The sequence below is a fragment of the Nocardia sp. NPDC056541 genome (assembly GCF_042794235.1).
Taxonomy (GTDB): domain Bacteria; phylum Actinomycetota; class Actinomycetes; order Mycobacteriales; family Mycobacteriaceae; genus Nocardia.
The window spans coordinates 15,072-31,075 of the sequence record NZ_JBHTUD010000014.1 but is presented as its reverse complement, the minus strand read 5'-3'; the positions used below and the strand labels follow the sequence as shown (position 1 = coordinate 31,075).

The window sequence follows — 16,004 nt, the reverse complement described above, 5'->3', positions numbered from 1 at the left end:
GTCACAACGCCCGGACGGTGATCGTGGAGAGGCCGGTGCGCGATGCGTGATCTGCTCGGGCAGGTGCTCGAAGTGCTCCCCGATCAGGCCCTCGCGCTGGCCAGGATCGTCGACCGGACCGGTGCCGGGCCGCGCGAAACCGGGGCCGCGATGGCGGTCACCGCAGACGGACGGGTCCTCGGCTCGCTGTCCGGCGGCTGCGTCGAATCGGCGGTGCTCACCGCCGCCCACCAGGTTCTCCTCGACGGCCACGCCACCCTCGAGCGTTTCGCCGCCGCCGATGAACTCACCGTCGGCCTGCCGTGCGGTGGCGAGATCGAAGTCTTCGTCGAACGCCTCGATCGCACCGACCTGCCCACACTGCGCGCACTCCACGCCGCGCTCGACGCGCGCCGCCCGGTCGCCTACGCCACGACCCTGGAGTCGGCCCCCGACCGAAAACTCCTGTACCCCGGCACTTCCTCGCCATGGCGCGGCCTCGATCACGACGCCGCCGCCCTCCTCACCGCAGGCCACAACGGCCTCGTCGGCGCCCAGGACTGCACCCCGGCCCAAGCCGACCGCCCCCGCACCTTCGTACAGGTCTTCCGCGCGCCCGCCCGGATGATCCTGGCCGGCGCCAACGACTACACCCGAGCACTGACCGTCGCCGCGATGAACCTCGGTTACCACGTCACCGTCGTCGATGCCCGCGAGACGTTCACCACCCCGACGCGTTTCCCGGCAGCCGACGAGGTGGTCGTCGACTGGCCGCATCGCTACCTCGACGCGGAACAGGAGGCCGGCCGCGTCGACGGTCGCACGGTCGTCTGCGTTCTCACCCATGACCCGAAATTCGATGTCCCCCTGCTGGCTTCGGCCCTGCGCCTGCCCGACGTCGGATTCATCGGCGCACTCGGCTCCCGCCGGGCGCACGCCGAACGCACTGTCCGCCTGCGCGATGCCGGCCTCACCGCCGCCGAAACTGCCCGCATCCGCAGCCCGCTCGGCCTCGACCTGGCCGCCGACACGCCCGAAGAAACCGCCGTCTCCATCCTCGCCCAGATCCTCGCCGACCGGGGAAACACGACGGCACAACCCCTGGCGAACCTCGACGGCCCCATCCACCGTCGGCCGAATTAGCGCCGCCTCGAGAATACGAACAACCCGGCCCCTGTTCATCCGCGAATAATTTCGATACAGTTTGTTTCAAAGTTCTGAAACAGATTGTCCGGAAGGAGTTCGGTGCGACCACCCGATCCACGAACGGTGCGCAGTCGTGACACCGCGCTCACCTCGGCTCGCGAACTATTGATCGAGCAGGGATTGGCCGGGCTCACGCACGGCGCCGTCGCGGCGCGCAGCGGGATCAGCCGGGCCACCCTGTACCGGCTCTGGCCGGAGCCGACCGATCTGGTTCGCGCCACCCTGACCCAGCACATCACCCTCGCGCAGCCGGAGCCGACCGGGGATCTGCGCGCCGATCTACTGACCGAACTGACGGCCACTCACGCGATGCTGCACGAACCGGCCACCGAGCAGGGCATGCGGGTGATGATCGAAAGGGCCGCTGTCGACCCGAGATTCGCGCAGGTCAAGGAGGCGCTGTACCGGTCGGGAACCCGGGCCGCGCGCACGACCTTGACCGAAGCCGTCGCCCGCGGGGATCTGCCTGCCGAACTCGATGTCGACCTCGCGCTCGATCAGCTGCACGGTCCGCTGTTCTTCCGTCGTCTGGTCGCCAACCGGACTTTCGACCTCGACTATGTGCGTGATGTCCTCGACGACTTCCTCCGCACCCACTCCCCGAAACACCTACGTCAGCAAGGAACTTCGTGACATGACGACCGTCGTCTCCAGAAACCTCTCCGCCCCGCGTGTTCTCGTCGCGCTCGTCGCGGTCATCACCGTATTCGGCGCTCTGCTGGCGGATTTCATCATTCCGGCGGGAGCGGCACAGCATCTGCGCAACGACGCGTGGCCGCCGCACGCGAAATTCCACGACGCCCAGTACATCGCCATGTCGATCCTGCTCGGCGGGCTCGCGTTGACGCTGCTGCTCCGGCGCGATGCCACCCGGACGAGCTTGTGGACAGCCTGCGCGATCCTGGCCACGCCGTGGCTCGGCCTGCTGGCGGCAATGCTGTTTCCCGGCACCGCCGTTCACGATCCGGAGTTCGCCGCCACCACGATCATCGGCCTGCATCCGCAGGTGTTGCTGGCGGTGATCCTGTTGGCGCTGCTGACCGTCGCCGTCACGCTCAGCGCGCGTCATCGGGACTGACACACCTCGGGCACCGCACCCGGTCCACCGACCGAGGCGACGCCCGAGGTGGACGACTACGCCGCGACTTGTTCGGGGCGAAGGGTTTTCATCGGCGGGCGGTCTTCGAGGGAGACCGTGGTGGTGTGGGCGATGAATTCACCCTCGATCAACGGGAACTGGGTGAGGGGGGCGCCGGAGTCGGGGACGCCGCTGCGGCGCAGGGCGGTGCCGAGGATCTGGCGGCTCATAACGCCCAGATCGGCGAGGGGGCGGTTGCGGTGGGTGCGGACGCCGAGGTTCACCTGGGTGATGGCGTCGAGGCCCATCGTGTCGTAGGTGTCGAGGAGCAGACCGATTTCGACGCCGTACCCGGGGGCGAAGGGAACCGAGGTGAGGAGCTCCCGGGTGCCCGCGTATTCGCCGCCCAGCGGCTGGAGGACCTGCGCCAGTTCGGGACGAAGAGCGGCCAGCAGTGGTCGGGCGACGAGTTCGGTGACGCGGCCACCGCCGTTGGCGTCGACCGACTCACCCTGACGTAACGGGCGGCGGTAGTACGCCTTGGACAGGTGGGTGCCCTGCATCATCAGCAGCGGGCCGAGGAGCTTGGGCACGAAGGCTGGGTCGGGATCGATCAGGTCGGAGTCGACGAAGGCGATCAGGTCGCCGGTGGTGGCCGCCAGCGACCGCCACAGCACCTCCCCCTTACCGGGGACCGGGTCGAGTTCGGGAACGGCCTCCTCGCGTGAGATCACCTCGGCGCCCGCCGCGCGTGCGCGTTCGGCGGTCGCGTCGGTGGACCCGGAGTCCAGCACGATCAGTTCGTCGACCAGCGTGCCGAGCAGCGGCCGGATGCTGGCCACGACATCGGCGACGGTGTCCTGTTCGTTCAGCGCGGGCAGCACCACCGAAACGGTGCGGCCCTCCTTGGCGGCGACGAGTTCGCCGACCGTCCAATCAGGGGTGTCCCATGTGTGGGTAGTGGCCCAGGCGGGCTCGCGGTGTTGGATTTTCATGCCAGACCTCGCAGAGTTCGTGCGGGGGGCCGGATGCCCTGGATCGCGGCGATCATGTCCACGACCCGCCGGGTTTCGGCGACTTCGTGAACCCGGAAGATCCGAGCGCCCGCGGCGGCCGACCATGCGGTTGCCGCCAGTGTGCCCTCGACCCTTTCGGTAAGACCTACCCCTAGAGTCTCCCCGATAAAATCCTTGTTGCTCAGTGCCATCAGGACTGGCCATCCGGTTTTTACAAGACCGTCGATTCCGCGCAACAACTCGAGCCCGTGATAGGTGTTTTTCCCGAAATCATGAGTGGGATCGATCACGATGCCATCGGCTCGCACCCCCGCGGCCGCGGCGTTCTCGGCCGCGGCGACCACCGTCGCGGTCACCTCGGCCACCACATCGGCATACCGGACACGGTGCGGCCGGGTGCGCGGCACGGCGCCACCGGTGTGACTACAGACGATGCCCGCACCGGTCTCGGCGGCGACGTGCACGAGATCGGGGTCGGCGCCGGCCCAGGTGTCGTTGATCAGGTCGGCGCCCACGGCGACCGCCGCCCGCGCGACGTCACCACGCCAGGTATCCACACTGATCAACAGGTCCGGATACTTCGCCCGGATCGCCGCGACGAACGGCACCACTCGCTGCGTTTCCTCCGTCGCGTCGACGGTGACACCCGGCCCGGCCTTCACCCCGCCGATGTCGACCAGATCGGCACCCTCGTCGACCGCGCGCGAGACCCGTTCCATCGCGGCCTCGTCACTGAACGTGGCCCCACGGTCGTAGAACGAGTCCGGCGTGCGATTCACGATCGCCATCACCAACGCGCGATCCGTCGCCACCTCGCGTCCGCAAAAAGTCTGCTCGGTCCGCTTCCCCGGGACTTCTGCCGACAACTCAGGACCGCGACTGCTGGTGCTCCGGGCAGGCGGTTCGTTCTCTGGTCGGGGTCCGGGCGTACCCGACGAGTTACCGATGTTCATGCGAAATCAGACGTTACCTTGCTACCTCGGGGCTTTGCCGACGGCAACGTCAGCCGCGTATTCGTCGTAAGCCGGGATGTAGCCGTCCGCCGGGCCGGACAGCACGTACAGCTGACTGTGCGGGTCGGGTGCGTAGCCCTGCTTGCGCAGTTCCACCTTCCGGCTCTTGAACGTCGAGGTCTGTTCCAGTTCCTGCACCACTCGCACGTACAGCGGGACCGCGTACAGCGGCAGGCGCCCGTAGGCGGTGGCGGCCAGTGCCTTCCCGTCGAACGCGGCGTCGGTGGCGAGGGTGATCGCGGCCATGCCCGCTTTGCCGTCGGTGCCGGGGATGTCGACACCGTAGACGACGGCCTGTTCGATGCTCTCGTGGTGCCCGAGCGCGCCCTCGACCTCCGTGGTCGCCACGTTCTCACCCTTCCAGCGGAAGGTGTCGCCCAGCCGGTCGACGAACGCGATGTGCCAGAAGTGCTGATCGCGGACGAGATCGCCGGTGTCGAACCAGCAGTCGCCCTTCTTGAAGCCGTCGCGCACCAGCTTGGACTCCGACGCCTTCTTGTCGGTGTACCCGTCGAACGGCTGACGATTGTTCACCTTCGCGAGCAGCAGCCCCACCCCGCCGGACCGCACCCGGCGCAGCTTCCCGTCCTTACCCCGCCGGGCGTGGCCGGTCTCGTCGTCGTACTCCACCACCGCGTACGGCAGCGGGCACAGCCCGGCGGTCCGGTCGACGCCGAACGCGTTGACGAACGCCAGCGGCGCCTCGCTGGACCCGTAGAACTCGACCACCCGGCTGATCCCGAACCGGCGACGGAACTCGTCCCACAGTTCGGGCCGCAGCCCGTTGCCGACGGCCAGCCGGACCCGGTTGCCCCGCTCGGCGGGCCGCACCGGCTGGTTGATCAGGTACCGGCACAGCTCACCGATGTAGATGAACGCGGTGGCCCGTTCGCGCGCGATCTCGTCCCAGAACCCCGACGCCGAGAACTTGCGGCTGAGCACATAGGTCGATTCGCCCGCGAGCACCGCCGACAGCGCGACCGTGAGCGCGTTGTTGTGATAGAGCGGCAGGCAGCAGTACAGCGCGTCGTCGGCACGCAACCGGACACCGAGCCCGCCGAGCCCGGACATGCTCTTGGTCCAGCGCTGATGGGTCATCACGCTGGCCTTGGGCAGGCCGGTGGTGCCGGAGGTGAAGATCAGGAACGCCCGCTCCCCCGCCCGCACCCGCTCGCACACGGCAGGATCGGAATCGGCCGCGGTGCGGGCGGATTCGGCCAGTTCCTCGGCGGGGAGCACGTTCGCCGCGGGCTCGGGCAGCGATTCCAGCGCCTCGGCGCACTCCTCGCCGACGATGTTGAGCACGCTGCCGAGCAGTCCGATGCTGTGGGCGAGGACCTGATCGCGCTGGTTGTAGTTGAGCAGACCGACCGTGGCGCCGAGTTTGAGCACCGCCAGTACCGTGAACAAGGTCTCGGGCCGGTTGGTCATCAGCACACCGACCACATCGCCGCGCGAAACCCCGCGCGCGGACAGCACCGCGGCGTAACGGTTCACCTCACCGTTGGCGGCGCGATAGGTGTAGGAACGGCCCTCGAAACGCAGGAACACCCGATCGGGTCTGCGGTGCGCGACCCGCTGGAAGTACAGGCCGATGGAGGCTTTGTCCTTGGGCCCCACCAGCATTCCGCGCGCGTTGCGCAGCATGCCGGGGGCGTCGAGTGCCATTGCGGGCAGGGCTTTGGCCAAGTCGAACACGCTTACCGTGTCGCGGGCGTCTGTGCTCACGTCGATCTCTCCTACTGGGCTGCCGGTTCGAGCGCGGCGAACGCGGTGGGCAGGTCGGTGGCCACGACGAGGCGCTCACGCGCCTGCCTGGGCACAATTGTGCGTTCGGACAGTTCATCGATCCAGCGGAACAGGCCGTCGTAGAAGCCGTTCGCGTTCAGCAGGACCACGGGTTTGGCGTGCTCGCCGAGGTAGCCGCCGGTCCAGGTCTCGAACAGCTCCTCGAGTGTCCCGATGCCGCCCGGCAGGGTGAGGAACGCGTCGGCGCGCGCTTCCATCAGCTGTTTGCGCTGGCGCATGGTGTCGGTGACGAGCAGTTCGTCGGCGTCGACATCGGCGACTTCCTTGTGCACCAGGTGTTTCGGGATCACGCCGATGGTGTGCGCGCCACCGGCCCTCGCCGCGGTCGCGACCGCGCCCATCATCGACACGTGACCACCGCCGGAGACCAATTGCCACCCGCGCCGGGCGATTTCGGTGCCGACTCGCGCGGCGAGGCTGATCAGATCGGGATCGGTGGTGCTGGCGGAGCAGTAGACACAGACGGAATAGCTCACCATTGATCCTCGGTGCCGAGACGTTCGATGTTCGCGTGGTCGCCGGTCTCGCCCTGGATGATCCGCACGACCTCGTCGACGCTGTCGGTGAGCTGGATCAGATCGAGATCCTCGGGCGAGATCTTGCCCGAGCCCGCCAGCGAACTACGCAGCCAGTCGACCAGGCCCGACCAGTAGTCGACCCCGAACAGGATGATCGGGAACCGGGTGATCTTGCGGGTCTGCACCAGGGTGAGCGCCTCGAACAATTCGTCGAGGGTGCCGAAGCCACCGGGCAGGCAGACGAAGGCCTGGGAGTACTTCACGAACATCGTCTTGCGGACGAAGAAGTACCGGAAGTTGATCCCCAGATCCACCCAGTTGTTGAGCCCCTGCTCGAACGGCAGCTCGATGCCGAGTCCGATCGAGTAGCCGCCCGCCTCCGAGCAGCCACGGTTGGCCGCTTCCATCGCGCCGGGCCCGCCACCGGTGATCACCGCGAAACCGGCTTCGCTGAGCGCGGTGCCGATCGCCTTGCCCGCCACGTACTCGGGATGATCGGGACCCGTACGCGCCGAGCCGAACACCGTCACCGCGCGCGGAATCTCCGCGAGCGCACCGAAACCCTCGACGAACTCGGCCTGGATCCGCAGCACCCGCCACGGATCGGTGTGCACCCACTCGCTGTCCTGCCGCGTATCGAGCAGGTTCCGGTCGGCGGTCCGCACGCCGGGCTTGCGCTCGCGGCGGAACATCACCGGCCCACGGAACTTCGGCTTGGCCTTCCCAACCTGTTCATCAGCGGAATCGGTAGACATGAACCCAACCTACTGTGTTGGATTCCGGGCACGGGCGCGCAGTTGGCGGATCGGCCGGGCCACGGCCACCCCGCGCACTCGATCGAGCCGAAGGATTCTCTGTGTCGCTTGCAGTTCCGGCGCGTTCCGGTCGCGTTCTCGCGGTGCTGGTCGCCCTGGCCGGTGCGTTGATCGCCGCGTTCGTCGTCGCGCCGCGCCCGCTGGCGAACGGTACGGGCGCCGGCTTCGGTGACGAGAGCGATCTGCGGCGAGCATTGCGCACGGCCTTCGCCGAGTACTGGCAGGCCGGAACCCGGGACTTCCCCGCCGAGCTCACGACGGTGGTCGACTACTGGTTCCGCTATCACCTCGCCAAAGCGGTGCTCGCGGCGATGCTGCTGGCCGTGCTCGTCGCACTGGCGGTGCTGCTCTGGCGGGCGTTCCTCGTGGCGGGTGCGGCCGGACGCGGTCAGCGGGTGACGCTCGCGGCATCGGGTGGCGCCGCCGCGGTGCTGGCGCTGTGCTCGCTGGTGCTGGTGCTCGCGAACGCGCAGGGCGCGCTGACGCCCTTCGCCTCGCTGTTTCCCTTACTGCCGGGCGACGGGCCCGCCACGGTCCTCGCCCAGGTCGACCAGCGGTTGGCCGACGGCACCCGAACACCCCCGCTGGATGTGATGATCGAGGAGTTCGCTCGCTATCACGTCGCGATGGCCGCGCTCGCCGCCGTCACCGCCGTTTCGCTCGTCGGGGTGTGCGCCTTCCTGTGGCGTGCCGCCGTCTGGTCCGCCGACCGGCGCTCTCGCCGCGTCCTCGCCGTGTTCGGCACCTTCTCGGCCGTGCTCGCGCTGAGCATGGTCGTCGTCGCCGTCGCGAACACCACCAACGCATCGGACCCGGTCCCCGGTCTGGCGGCCCTGTTCACCGGCGGTTGGTGAGCGGCTAGGGCTTCGACAGGTAGGTCCGCAGCATCGCGGTGACGGCGGTGATCTGGCTGAGCGGGACGTGCTCGTCACGTTTGTGGGCCAGGTTGGGATCGCCGGGGCCGAAGTTGACGGCGGGGATACCGCGGGCGGCGAAGCGGGACACGTCGGTCCAGCCGTACTTGGCGCGCACGCCGCCACCGCCGTGCGCGTTGACGGAGTCGATGAGGGTGCGAGCGGCCGGTGCGGTCAGGCCGGGGAGGGCGCCGGGCGAGGAATCGGTGACCTCGAAGGCGACATCGAGTCCGTCGAAGACCTCGCGGACATGCGCGACGGCCTGCTCGACGCTGCGATCGGGGGCGAAACGGAAGTTCACATCCACCTCGGCGACATCGGGCACCACATTGCCCGCGACCCCACCCGAGACCCGCACGGCCGACAGCCCCTCGCGGTACACGCAACCGTCGATATCGACTTCGCGCGCCTCGTAGGCCGACAACCGCGCCAGCACGGGCGCGAGACCATGAATCGCGTTCTCCCCCAGCCACGCTCGCGCCGAATGCGCGCGCACACCCGCGGTGGTCAAGCGCACCCGCAACGTGCCCTGGCAGCCTGCCTCGATCCAACCCGCCGAGGGCTCACCGAGAATCGCCAGATCGCCTTCGAGCCATTCCGGCAATTCCCGCTCGATGTGCCCGAGGCCGTTGAACTCCGCGGCGATCTCCTCGCCGTCGTAGAAGATCAGCGTCAAATCATGGGCCGGATCGGCGATCGTGGCGGCCAGGTGCAGGAATACCGCATCGCCGGACTTCATATCGACTGTGCCACAACCGAACAGCACCGCTTCACCGTCGACTTCGTCGGGTCGGCTCGGCACATTGTCCGCGATCGGCACGGTATCCAGATGACCCGCCAGGATCACCCGCGTCGGCAGCCCGCGCCGCGTGCGCGCCAGCACCACGTTTCCGTGCCGCAGAATCTCGAACCCGGCGGTCTGCTCCCGTAACGCCTGCTCGACCAGATCCGCGATCTTGGCCTCGTCACGCGACACACTCGGCACGTCGACGAGGGCGGCGGTCAACTTGATCGGGTCGGCACGCAAATCGAGAGTCACATCTTCGACAGTAGTACGGGTGCGCCCCGATCCCGGAGATCCGGGCGAAGCAGACCGCGTGGTCGAACGCACAGGGCCCGCGGCACACCGCACCGGCCGCAACGGGCAAAATGGCGTCCGTGAGTATTCAGGGAGCAACTGCAGTCGGTATCGCCAATGTGACCTCGGACGGAACCGTCCTCGATACCTGGTACCCCAGCCCCGCGCTGGGCGAGTTCACCGAGACCGGCTCCCAGCGCCTCGACGCCGCCGACGTGCCCGAGTTCGCCGAACTCCTCGGCGTGGACGCGGCGCGTGGGGTCGAGGTGATCGCGGTGCGCACCACGATCGCGGACCTGTCGGCCGCCCCGGTCGACGCGCATGAGGTCTACCTGCGTCTGCATCTGCTCTCGCACCGCCTCGTGCGACCGCACGGCCTGAACCTCGACGGCCAGTTCGGCCTGCTCAGCAATGTCGTGTGGACCAACCACGGCCCGTGCGCGGTCGACGGCTTCGAGCAGACGCGCCTGAAGCTGCGCGCCCGCGGCCCGGTGACGGTACTCAGCGTCGACAAGTTCCCCCGCTTGGTCGACTACGTGGTCCCCGCCGGTGTACGCATCGGCGACGCCGACCGGGTTCGGCTCGGCGCGCACCTGGCCGCGGGCACCACCGTCATGCACGAGGGCTTCGTCAACTTCAACGCGGGCACCCTCGGCAACTCGATGGTCGAGGGCCGTATCTCGGCGGGCGTCGTGGTCGGCGACGGCTCCGATGTGGGCGGCGGCGCCTCCATCATGGGCACCCTGTCCGGCGGCGGCACCCAGGTCATCTCGGTCGGCGAGCGTTCGCTGCTCGGCGCCAACGCGGGTGTCGGCATCTCCCTCGGCAACGATTGCGTGATCGAGGCCGGCCTCTACGTCACCGCGGGCACCAAGGTCACCGGACCCGACGGCACCGTCGTCAAGGCCGCGAGCCTGTCGGGTCAGGACAATCTGCTGTTCCGTCGCAATTCCACCACCGGCGCCGTCGAGGTCGTGCCGCGTAAGGGCACCGGCGTCGAACTGAACGCCGCATTGCACGCCAACGATTGATCTCCTCGAATTGCCGGGCCGAGCGGCCCGGCAATTCGCGGCACCAGAAACAATTCAGCAAATATTGCGGTTTCATGACGATGAACCCGAATGTGCGACAAGCAATTTCGCACGCTAACCTTCGTTTCGCTGGTCCGATCAGGACGGCGAAAAAGCGGAGGGATTACAAGAATGAAGTTCGGAAAGATCACTACTGCTGTTTTCATGGCAGTCGCTGCGGTGGGGATTACCGCGGCCACTGCTCACGGTGCGCCCGCGGTGGCCACCGAGCAGCCCGCTGTAGTGGCTTCGGGGGGCGTGACTTCTGGCGTGACGCACGGAATCAACTACCAGACCACGGTCTCGCCCGCTGACAAGACCGTCACCTGGGCGGTCGACAGCGGCAAGTTCGAGCTCGCCGCCGACGGCGCCTCGGTGCTGCTGAAGGCCACCGACGGCGCGATCGTCGACCAGGCGCCGCTGCGCTCCGAGGTCGCGGGCCTGCCGATCGCCGTGAACCAGCAGATCAGCGAGGACGGCCGCACCGTCAAGCTGACCTCGACCATGGCGCCCGAGGATTCCGCGAAACTGAGCAACATCGCGGAACTGAAGGACATCAGCTCCTACGACCGGCTCATGGAGCAGGTCAACAAGAACCTGCCCGGCGTCGTCATCGGCGGCGTCATCGGCGCGTTCTTCCCGTTCCTGTGGCTGTTCACCATCCCGGCGGGCATGGTCATCGGCGGCTACGTGATGGGTGGCCAGGAATTCCTGGATGCCGTGATCGCGTTCGCGACCGGTCAGCCCTGATCTGACCTCGCGATAGGGAAAGGCCTCGTACTTCTGCGGAGTACGGGGCCTTTTCGCCGTGATGCGGATCACTGTCACAAACGAGGGCCTGGCCGCATCCCATGGTTGAGCACACAGTTCCCATGGCAGGAGGCACAGATGAACATCGTGGTTATCGGCGCAGGATACGCGGGTACTGTCGCGGCGAACCGGCTGCAGCGCAAGGCCCCCGATGCCCGCATCACCGTGATCAATCCGCGCGGCGTCTTCATCGAGCGGGTGCGATTGCACGAACAGCTCGCGGGCAGCGGGACCGCGGCCCGGCCGCTCACCGAGATGCTCAGGGACCCGATCGCGATCGAGACCGCGAGCGTGGACAAGATCGGCGACGGTGTCGTCACCCTCGACGACAGCCGGAGCCTGGACTTCGATCACGCCGTCCTCGCGGCGGGCAGCATCGCGAACCCGCTACCCGGCGCGATCCCGGTCGGCACATGGGAAGGCGCCGAGCAGGCACGAATCGCGCTCGAGACGCTGCCGTCCGGCGGGATCGTCACGGTGATCGGGGGTGGGCTGACCGGGATCGAGACCACGGCCGAGGTCGCCGAAGCCCGGCCCGACCTGCGCGTCCGATTGGTGAGCGGGACCGTCGCCGCCGCGCTGTCGGCCGGTGCGCAGCGGCACATCCGCACCACACTGGCCCGGTTGGACGTGGAGATCGTGGCCGACCAGATCGCCGAGATCGACGGGACGACCCTGCGACTCGACTCGGGCACCGAACTGCGTTCCGACCTCACCCTCTGGGCGATCATCTCCGCGGTGCCCGAACTGGCCGCCCGCAGCGGACTCGCGGTGGACGTCGACGGCCGAGCCCTGGTCGACGCATCCTTGCGCAGCGTCACCGACCCGCGCGTCTTCGTCGTCGGCGACTGCGCCGCCGTCCCCGGTATGCGCATGGCCTGCGCCACCGCGGCTCCCCAGGGCGCACACGCGGCCGATACGCTGGCCAGGATGATCAAAGGACGGGAACCGCAGCCATTTTCGATGGGCTACGGCGGGCAGGGCATGAGCCTGGGCAGGCGCGACGGAGTGCTGCAGACGACCGACCGCCGAGACACCGCCCAGCGGCTCTACGTCAGCGGACCCGTCGCGGCGTTCACCAAGGAACGCATCAGCCGCTATGCCGCCTACGCCTCCCGCACCGGCAACAGCGTGTGGATCAACGGCCCGAAACGGTGATCCGGGCACACGTCGACACCTTCACCGAGAACCGGCGGCTGCTGTTCTCGATCGCCTACGAGATCCTGGGCTCGGTGGTCGACACCGAGGACGTCCTGCACGACAGCTACCTGCGCTGGTGCGAGGTCGACCGCACCCTGGTCGACAATCCGCGCGCCTACCTCGCACAGATCGTCACCCGGCAGGCGCTGGGTGTGCTGCGCTCCACCGCCCGCAGACGCGAGGAGTACATCGGGCCGTGGCTGCCCGAGCCCCTGGCCACCGAGGCGGACGGCGGGGTCGAGCACGTGCTGACCGGCGAGGCTGTGACCACCGCGATGCTGCTCGTGCTGGAAACGCTCACGCCGGTGCAGCGGGCGGTGTTCGTGCTGCGCGAGGTGTTCGCGTTCGACTATCCGGAGATCGCGGCGGCGGTGGACAAATCCGAAGCCGCTGTGCGACAGCTGAATCAGCGCGCCCGCAACCGGGTGCACGCCGCACGCCACACCGCCGTCGCCACTCCCGCGCAGGCCCAGTCGGTGGTCGAGAAGTTCTCGATCGCGGCCGCCACCGGCAATGTGCAAGCACTGATGGACGTACTCGCCCCCGAGGTGGTGTTCCTCGGCGACGGCGGTGGTGTGGTGAACGCGGTGCGCAGGCCGGTACACGGCCAGGACAAGGTGGCCAGGCTGGTCATCGGCTTGCTCGCCAAGGGACAGCGGCTCGGTGTCCTGGGCGCGCACCTCGGCATCTACAACGCGATGCCCACGATCCTGGCGACCGTCGACGGCGTGCTCGACCAGGTGACTTCCATCGAGGTCACCAACGGCCGGGTCACCGCGATCTACTCCATGCGCAACCCCGAAAAGCTCAGTGCTGTGCGGGTTCCGGACTGAGGCCGAAGGCGATCACCCGGTCGGGGTGGATCCGGATGAGCGCGTCGGACTGATCACCGAGGTAGGACTCGACCCCGGTCAGCGCCTCGGCGGTGCCGCGGATCTCGAGGCAGCGCACCCGCCACGGGCGCACCGAGGCGATGTCGTCGACGACGAAGGCCACCTGTGCGTTGTCGGCGAGATTGCGGAACTTCTTGGAGGCGGCCAGGTTCCAGCCCGCGATGTCGATGGTGCCGAGTTCGGCGTTGTAGCGGAAGCCGACCGGATTGTTCTGCGGGGTGCCGTCGCGGCGGACCGTCGCCAAGCGCCCGAGCTGCTGGGTCGACAGGTAAGCGAGGTGTTCCGATGTCAGCGTTGTGCTCATGCACCGACGCTAAAACCTCGAGTGCGGTCGAGGTCAAGGGTCGCCGGGGGCGAGGGGGTGAGCGCACAGCCGCGAGCGGGCATCACCCCTCGACCTCACAGGGTCCGCGCGCTAGGCTGTCAAATATACGGCACCGTATAACTGGAGGTTCGACATGACGCTTCCCCCTGGTCAACGCGCGATCGACGGCTTCCCCCGTTTCGGCACACATCTCCATCACCCACCGCCGCCGATTCCCGCGAACCCGGTGATCGAGATCGGCGGGCCGCTGACGGAACCGCTCACGCTCACCCCGGCGGACCTCGCCGAGCTACCGCGCGTGCAGGTGCGGGCCGACTTCCACTGCGTGGCCGGCTGGTCCGCCACCGACCTGCGCTGGGCGGGCGTCCCGTTCGCCACGCTCTATCGCACGCGCGTCGAACCGCTGCTCGCGCCGGGTAGCTCGATCAGCCATGTCGTCTTCGAAGGGCTCGACGGTTATCGATCGGTCGCGCTACTCGCCGACGCCATGGCCGATGACGTGCTCATCGCCGACCGACTCGACGGACAGCCACTCACCAGCGACCACGGCGCGCCGATCCGGCTGGTGAGTCCTGGCCAGTACGGGTTCGTCAACACGAAACACCTGTGCCGCATCGAATTCCACACCGCGCAGCCCGTCGACCCGGACAAGTGGTCACCGCTCGCGGGGCACCGCAGGGCGCGCGTCTGGGCGGAAGAGCGCCATCGATACCTGCCGGGCAGGGTGGTCCGGCCGATCTATCACGCGTTGATCGGGCCGATCCGCCGGATGAGCGCTCGCGGAAGTACCGAACGAACTGCGTGAATCCCGGTGCCGGACAGCCTCAGTCGAGCAGCTTCTTCTGCACCTTGCCCATCGCGTTGCGCGGGAGCGCGTCGACGAAGCGAACCTCCCGTGGCCGCTTGTGGGCCGAAAGCTGTTCGCCCACATAGGCGGTGAGCTCGACACCGAGTGCGTCGGAACTCCCGTCGCGCGCGACGACGAAGGCCACGATCCGCTGCCCGAGGTCGTCGTCGGGCAGCCCGACCACGGCAACCTCGACGACCGCCGGATGCCCGAGCAGCGCGGTCTCGATCTCCCCCGCGCCGATGCGGTAACCACCGGATTTGATGAGGTCGATCGACTCGCGCCCGACGATGCGATGGAACCCGTCGGCATCGATGACGGCCACATCGCCGGTGCGGAACCACCCGTCCTCGGTCCAGTCCCGCGCGGTGGTCTCCGGCCGGTTCAGATACCCGCCGAACAGCATCGGTCCGCGCACCTGCAGGCCGCCGATGCTCGCGCCGTCGTGCGGAACGGGCTCGCCCGCTTCGTCGCGCAGCCTGGTCTGCACCCCGCGCACCGGCGTGCCGACCCAGCCGGGCCTGCGCTCGCCGTCGGCCCGGGTGGACAGCGTGATCATGGTTTCGCTCATTCCGTACCGCTCCACCGGCGCCTGCCCGGTGAGCTCGGCCAGCTTCTCGAACACCGGCACCGGCAGCGGCGCGCTGCCCGAGACGAGCAGCCGCGCCCTACTCAGCTCCTTGGCCAGTTCGGGCCGCTCGACCACGCGTGACCACACCGTCGGCACCCCGAAATACAGACTGCCGCCCGCGGCCGCGTAGGCCTCCGGCGTCGGCTTGCCGGTGTGGATCACCGGACTGCCGACCCGCAGCGGCCCGAGCAGCCCGAGGATCAGCCCGTGCACGTGGAACAGCGGAAGCCCGTGCACCAGTGTGTCTTTCCACGTCCACGCCCACGCCTCGGCCAGCGCGTCGAGCCCGGCGGCGATCGCGCCGCGGCTGAGCATCACACCCTTGGGCGCCCCGGTGGTTCCCGAGGTGTAGAGGATGAAGGCGATCGCGGCCGGATCCGGTTCGGGATAGGTGTGCCAGGACCGTGCGTGCAGCCGCACCGGTACCACCGGCAGGTCCGTGCCCTCCGGCGCAGAGCCGAGCCAGGCCTGCGCACCCGAATCGCGCAGGATGTGCTCGCGTTCGGCGGCGCCCGAGTCCGGCGGTACCGGAACCACGGTCACCCCCGCGATCAGGCAGCCGACCACGGCGATCACGGTTCGCAGAGTGGGTTCGGCCAGCACCGCGACCCGGTCGGCGCGAGCGATGCGTTCCGCCACCGATGTTGCCGAACCCAGCAGATCGCTGCGCGAGACGGTGGCATCATCGATGGTGACGGCGTCGGGAATGTCATCCCCGGCGGCGACGGCGGCCGGATTCAGCGAGGCGAGCAGCAGCGGCGGACCATAGGGCATCCGTCAACGCTAACGTGACGCGATTCGG

General features: G+C 68.4%; 17 protein-coding genes. 9 read left to right on the top strand and 8 right to left on the bottom strand.

Features of this window, described 5'->3' with window-relative positions; all coding sequences use genetic code 11:
* The first annotated feature begins 42 nt into the window (after positions 1 to 42).
* From ACFQ9R_RS23800 to ACFQ9R_RS23790, 3 genes are all read left to right on the top strand, one after another.
* Positions 43 to 1,122 (top strand): XdhC family protein, encoded by a 1,080-nt coding sequence (locus tag ACFQ9R_RS23800; protein WP_378993367.1) that lies wholly within the window; start codon positions 43 to 45, stop codon positions 1,120 to 1,122.
* Positions 1,123 to 1,224: 102 nt separating this feature from the next.
* Positions 1,225 to 1,818 carry a TetR/AcrR family transcriptional regulator gene (locus ACFQ9R_RS23795; RefSeq protein ID WP_378993365.1) on the top strand — a complete coding sequence of 198 codons (594 nt, stop codon included), beginning with the start codon at positions 1,225 to 1,227 and terminating at the stop codon, positions 1,816 to 1,818.
* A 1-nt stretch (position 1,819) separates the two neighbouring features.
* On the top strand, positions 1,820 to 2,263 hold the full coding sequence (locus ACFQ9R_RS23790) for a DUF6640 family protein (RefSeq protein WP_378993363.1): 444 nt from the start codon (positions 1,820 to 1,822) through the stop codon (positions 2,261 to 2,263).
* Positions 2,264 to 2,319: 56 nt separating this feature from the next.
* Here ACFQ9R_RS23790 and ACFQ9R_RS23785 read toward each other — a convergent pair whose 3' ends face one another.
* Genes ACFQ9R_RS23785 through ACFQ9R_RS23765 form a run of 5 tightly spaced genes read right to left on the bottom strand, consistent with a single transcriptional unit; the run spans position 2,320 to position 7,374 of the window.
* A complete protein-coding gene (locus ACFQ9R_RS23785) occupies positions 2,320 to 3,258 on the bottom strand; it encodes a glucosyl-3-phosphoglycerate synthase (RefSeq protein ID WP_378993362.1) in 939 nt (312 codons plus the stop codon).
* Positions 3,255 to 4,232, bottom strand: a complete 978-nt coding sequence (gene folP, locus ACFQ9R_RS23780) for a dihydropteroate synthase (RefSeq protein WP_378993360.1) — start codon at positions 4,230 to 4,232, stop codon at positions 3,255 to 3,257. Before folP ends, ACFQ9R_RS23785 begins: the two co-directional genes overlap by 4 nt.
* 21 nt (positions 4,233 to 4,253) lie before the next feature.
* Positions 4,254 to 6,020, bottom strand: coding sequence for a long-chain-acyl-CoA synthetase (locus ACFQ9R_RS23775; RefSeq protein ID WP_378993358.1), 1,767 nt, complete (start codon positions 6,018 to 6,020; stop codon positions 4,254 to 4,256).
* Between the two features lie 11 nt (positions 6,021 to 6,031).
* Entirely contained in the window at positions 6,032 to 6,580 is a 549-nt protein-coding gene (locus ACFQ9R_RS23770) for a TIGR00730 family Rossman fold protein (RefSeq protein WP_378638240.1), read from the bottom strand.
* Entirely contained in the window at positions 6,574 to 7,374 is an 801-nt protein-coding gene (locus ACFQ9R_RS23765; protein WP_378652287.1) for a TIGR00730 family Rossman fold protein, read from the bottom strand. Before ACFQ9R_RS23765 ends, ACFQ9R_RS23770 begins: the two co-directional genes overlap by 7 nt.
* Positions 7,375 to 7,475: 101 nt before the next feature.
* Here ACFQ9R_RS23765 and ACFQ9R_RS23760 point away from each other — a divergent pair, with 101 nt between their 5' ends.
* Positions 7,476 to 8,288 (top strand): hypothetical protein, encoded by an 813-nt coding sequence (locus tag ACFQ9R_RS23760; protein WP_378993355.1) that lies wholly within the window; start codon positions 7,476 to 7,478, stop codon positions 8,286 to 8,288.
* Between the two features lie 4 nt (positions 8,289 to 8,292).
* Here ACFQ9R_RS23760 and dapE read toward each other — a convergent pair whose 3' ends face one another.
* On the bottom strand, positions 8,293 to 9,387 hold the full coding sequence (gene dapE, locus ACFQ9R_RS23755; protein WP_378993354.1) for a succinyl-diaminopimelate desuccinylase: 1,095 nt from the start codon (positions 9,385 to 9,387) through the stop codon (positions 8,293 to 8,295).
* A 119-nt stretch (positions 9,388 to 9,506) separates the two neighbouring features.
* On the opposite strand from dapE, the gene dapD reads away from it, so the two are divergent.
* The 4 genes from dapD to sigJ all read left to right on the top strand — a co-directional run bounded on the left by dapD (position 9,507) and on the right by sigJ (position 13,339).
* The gene (dapD, locus tag ACFQ9R_RS23750; protein ID WP_378993352.1) at positions 9,507 to 10,457 is read left to right on the top strand and encodes a 2,3,4,5-tetrahydropyridine-2,6-dicarboxylate N-succinyltransferase; all 951 of its coding nucleotides are present in this window, start codon (positions 9,507 to 9,509) and stop codon (positions 10,455 to 10,457) included.
* A 309-nt stretch (positions 10,458 to 10,766) separates the two neighbouring features.
* Positions 10,767 to 11,246, top strand: a complete 480-nt coding sequence (locus tag ACFQ9R_RS23745) for a hypothetical protein (RefSeq protein WP_378638229.1) — start codon at positions 10,767 to 10,769, stop codon at positions 11,244 to 11,246.
* 138 nt (positions 11,247 to 11,384) lie between these two features.
* Positions 11,385 to 12,464: an NAD(P)/FAD-dependent oxidoreductase gene (locus ACFQ9R_RS23740; RefSeq protein ID WP_378993351.1), complete on the top strand. Its 1,080-nt coding sequence runs from the start codon at positions 11,385 to 11,387 to the stop codon at positions 12,462 to 12,464.
* A complete protein-coding gene (gene sigJ / locus ACFQ9R_RS23735) occupies positions 12,461 to 13,339 on the top strand; it encodes an RNA polymerase sigma factor SigJ (protein WP_378993349.1) in 879 nt (292 codons plus the stop codon). Before ACFQ9R_RS23740 ends, sigJ begins: the two co-directional genes overlap by 4 nt.
* Here sigJ and ACFQ9R_RS23730 read toward each other — a convergent pair.
* Positions 13,314 to 13,703 carry a PPOX class F420-dependent oxidoreductase gene (locus ACFQ9R_RS23730; RefSeq protein WP_378993348.1) on the bottom strand — a complete coding sequence of 130 codons (390 nt, stop codon included), beginning with the start codon at positions 13,701 to 13,703 and terminating at the stop codon, positions 13,314 to 13,316. The two genes, sigJ and ACFQ9R_RS23730, sit on opposite strands and share 26 nt — an antisense overlap.
* Before the next feature lie 154 nt (positions 13,704 to 13,857).
* On the opposite strand from ACFQ9R_RS23730, the gene ACFQ9R_RS23725 reads away from it, so the two are divergent.
* Complete coding sequence (locus tag ACFQ9R_RS23725; RefSeq protein WP_378993347.1) at positions 13,858 to 14,529, top strand: molybdopterin-dependent oxidoreductase; 672 nt, start codon at positions 13,858 to 13,860, stop codon at positions 14,527 to 14,529.
* Between the two features lie 19 nt (positions 14,530 to 14,548).
* Here ACFQ9R_RS23725 and ACFQ9R_RS23720 read toward each other — a convergent pair whose 3' ends face one another.
* Entirely contained in the window at positions 14,549 to 15,976 is a 1,428-nt protein-coding gene (locus ACFQ9R_RS23720) for an acyl-CoA synthetase (RefSeq protein WP_378993345.1), read from the bottom strand.
* Positions 15,977 to 16,004: the final 28 nt, after the last annotated feature.

Excerpts from the sequence above, each read along its gene's own strand:
- ACFQ9R_RS23770 (WP_378638240.1), bottom strand. The coding sequence starts at position 6,580 with ATGGTGAGCTATTCCGTCTGTGTCTACTGCTCCGCCAGCACCACCGAT.
- ACFQ9R_RS23800 (WP_378993367.1), top strand. The coding sequence starts at position 43 with ATGCGTGATCTGCTCGGGCAGGTGCTCGAAGTGCTCCCCGATCAGGCC.
- ACFQ9R_RS23720 (WP_378993345.1), bottom strand. The coding sequence starts at position 15,976 with ATGCCCTATGGTCCGCCGCTGCTGCTCGCCTCGCTGAATCCGGCCGCC.
- ACFQ9R_RS23740 (WP_378993351.1), top strand. The coding sequence starts at position 11,385 with ATGAACATCGTGGTTATCGGCGCAGGATACGCGGGTACTGTCGCGGCG.
- ACFQ9R_RS23785 (WP_378993362.1), bottom strand. The coding sequence starts at position 3,258 with ATGAAAATCCAACACCGCGAGCCCGCCTGGGCCACTACCCACACATGG.
- ACFQ9R_RS23765 (WP_378652287.1), bottom strand. The coding sequence starts at position 7,374 with ATGTCTACCGATTCCGCTGATGAACAGGTTGGGAAGGCCAAGCCGAAG.
- ACFQ9R_RS23725 (WP_378993347.1), top strand. The coding sequence starts at position 13,858 with ATGACGCTTCCCCCTGGTCAACGCGCGATCGACGGCTTCCCCCGTTTC.
- folP (WP_378993360.1), bottom strand. The coding sequence starts at position 4,232 with ATGAACATCGGTAACTCGTCGGGTACGCCCGGACCCCGACCAGAGAAC.
- ACFQ9R_RS23730 (WP_378993348.1), bottom strand. The coding sequence starts at position 13,703 with ATGAGCACAACGCTGACATCGGAACACCTCGCTTACCTGTCGACCCAG.
- ACFQ9R_RS23790 (WP_378993363.1), top strand. The coding sequence starts at position 1,820 with ATGACGACCGTCGTCTCCAGAAACCTCTCCGCCCCGCGTGTTCTCGTC.